This window comes from Stenotrophomonas sp. 05L44_2, from assembly GCF_056665995.1.
The window spans coordinates 1-2,212 of record NZ_JBFTNR010000691.1; the positions used below are offsets into that span (position 1 = coordinate 1).

Below are 2,212 nucleotides of genomic sequence, written 5' to 3' on the forward strand. Positions count from 1 at the left end.
GTGCGACCTGATGCCGCCGGAAAAGCGCGAGGCGTTCAAGGCCTACCTGCGGCGCATCGAAGCCAACCATACCGACGCAGGCGTGATCGAGCTGCTCGCCGCCGATGGCACCCGCCGCTACTGGGCCTACAACAACGTACTGGACACCGAGACCCATCCCCCGTTCGTGCTCGGCCACGCCCAGGACGTGACCGCGCTGCGCCTGCAGGAAGAGCGCTTGCGCGAACTGTCGCTGAAGGATCCGCTGACCCAGTGCCACAACCGCCGGTACCTGCATCGGCTCGACGACGTCGCCTCACGGTCGTGGGCCTGCCTGGTGTTCGACCTGGATCACTTCAAACAGGTCAACGACACCCTGGGGCACCGTCGTGGCGACACGGTGCTGGTCGAGTTCGCCGACTTCCTGCGCGCGCCGCTGCGGGCCAATGAGGCGGCAGTGCGGTTGGGCGGCGACGAGTTCCTGGTGGCGCTGATCGAACCGGCGGCCGGGCGGCTGGCTGCGCTGGAAGCCTGGTATGCGGGCAACGCCGCGCGTGCTCCCACCGCGTTCTCGATGGGCGCCGCCGTCAACGTCCCCGGCGAACCCGTGGCCGACACCATCCACAAGGCCGACAGCCGGCTGTATCGCACGCGGGCCAGGGTACGTCGCGAGATGCGTCCGCCGGGCAGCGCCGACTAGCGGGTAACGGTGACCCACGCAGGCGCATGATCGCTGGCCTTTTCCTGCAGCCGCACCCAACGATCGACACCCGCATCCTCAAGCCCTTTGGCCAGTACCGGGTTCAGCAGCAGATGATCGATGCGCAGGCCGCGATCGCGTCCGGCGTGCTGACGGAAATAGTCCCAGAAGGTGTAGATGCGCTGGTCGCCATGCACCGTGCGCAGGGCGTCGGTCCACCCCTGCGCCAGCAGCTGCTGGAAGGCATCGCGGACCTCCGGCTGCATGAGCGCATCACRCCGCCACGAGGCCGGGTCGTACACATCCTCGTCGTCTGGAATGACATTGAAATCCCCCAGCAGCAGTGCCGGGTGCGGAAGATCGACCAGGGTGCGCGCATGGCGGATCAACCGCTGCATCCATCGCAGCTTGTAGTCGAACTTCGGCCCCGGCTGCGGATTACCGTTGGGCAGGTACAGTGCCGCAACCACAACGCCATGCACGGCAGCTTCCAGGTACCGGCTCTGCGTATCGGCCGGTTCGCCGGGCAGGCGGCGCCGGCTTTCGATAGGCATGGCATCGCGGGCCAGTATCGCCACCCCGTTCCAGCGCGCCTCACCCAGCCACAGTGCGCCATACCCTGCCCGCTCCAGCGCGTCGACCGGAAAAGCGGCATCGACCGCCTTCAGCTCCTGCAGTGCCACCACGTCGGGCGCTTCACGCTGCAACCAGGACAGCAGATGCGGCAAGCGCGTGCCGATGCCATTGACGTTGAACGTGGCAATGCGCAATGTCTTGCGGCGAGCCATTGCGGAAGTACCCGAGCGGCGGGCCTGCAGTATTGGCGAGGCGGCATGCAGGCAGCGTGGAGGACGCCGCACGCAGGATCACGGCGTTGCCGCGCCCGACCCTGGCAGGAAGTTCGCCATCCGCTCCAGCTCGTCCTCCAGCGCATTGCTGAATGCCACGTCCCTTGGTGCGCTGCCATCGACGTAACCGAAGCTGGGCTGCAGCTGCCCATCCTTCACCGCGACATTGGCCCAGCCGATCACCTGGTCGCGCCACAACAGCGGCAGCGCGTAGTAGCCGAAGCGACGCTTGGCCGCCGGGGTGTAGGCCTCGAACCGGTACACCCAGCCCCAGAACAGTTCGAACCGTCGCCGATCCCAGGCCACCGGATCGAACGGCGCGAGCAGCCGCACCTGTTCATCGGTCTGGTAGCGCCGCGAACGCGGGTTCTCGTCGGCCGGCCAGTACCAGGTGGTTCCATCGATGCTGCAGCCCGCCAGCTGCTCGCGCGCCAACCGCAGTGCCTGCTGGATCTCCTCCGCCAGATGCGGTGCGCCATAGCCCAGAAGCCGCGCCAGATAGGTGAGGCTCGCCGAAGGCAGCGGCGCATACTTGCGCACCACCAGATCGATCAGTGCCGTGGCGCGCTGCAGGCGTGCGGCCTTGCCGCCATCGGCCGGGGCATGTGCCGCAACGGCATAGATGCGGGTACCGCTGTCACGACGATGGATGCGCAGCATGCCGCGATAGTGCATGCCGTCCAGC

General features: G+C 67.3%; 3 protein-coding genes. 1 reads left to right on the forward strand and 2 read right to left on the reverse strand.

Going from position 1 to position 2,212, the window contains the following annotated elements:
• Window positions 1-679, forward strand: a 679-nt coding sequence (locus AC1VAN_RS19350; protein WP_480986493.1) for a GGDEF domain-containing protein, incomplete at its 5' end; no start/stop codon positions are given.
• Here AC1VAN_RS19350 and xth read toward each other — a convergent pair.
• Complete coding sequence (gene xth, locus AC1VAN_RS19355) at window positions 676-1,467, reverse strand: exodeoxyribonuclease III (protein ID WP_480986494.1); 792 nt, start codon at window positions 1,465-1,467, stop codon at window positions 676-678. The genes AC1VAN_RS19350 and xth overlap by 4 nt on opposite strands.
• A gap of 78 nt (window positions 1,468-1,545) precedes the next feature.
• A partial coding sequence (locus AC1VAN_RS19360) for a DNA glycosylase AlkZ-like family protein (protein ID WP_480986495.1) occupies window positions 1,546-2,212 on the reverse strand: 667 nt, incomplete at its 5' end.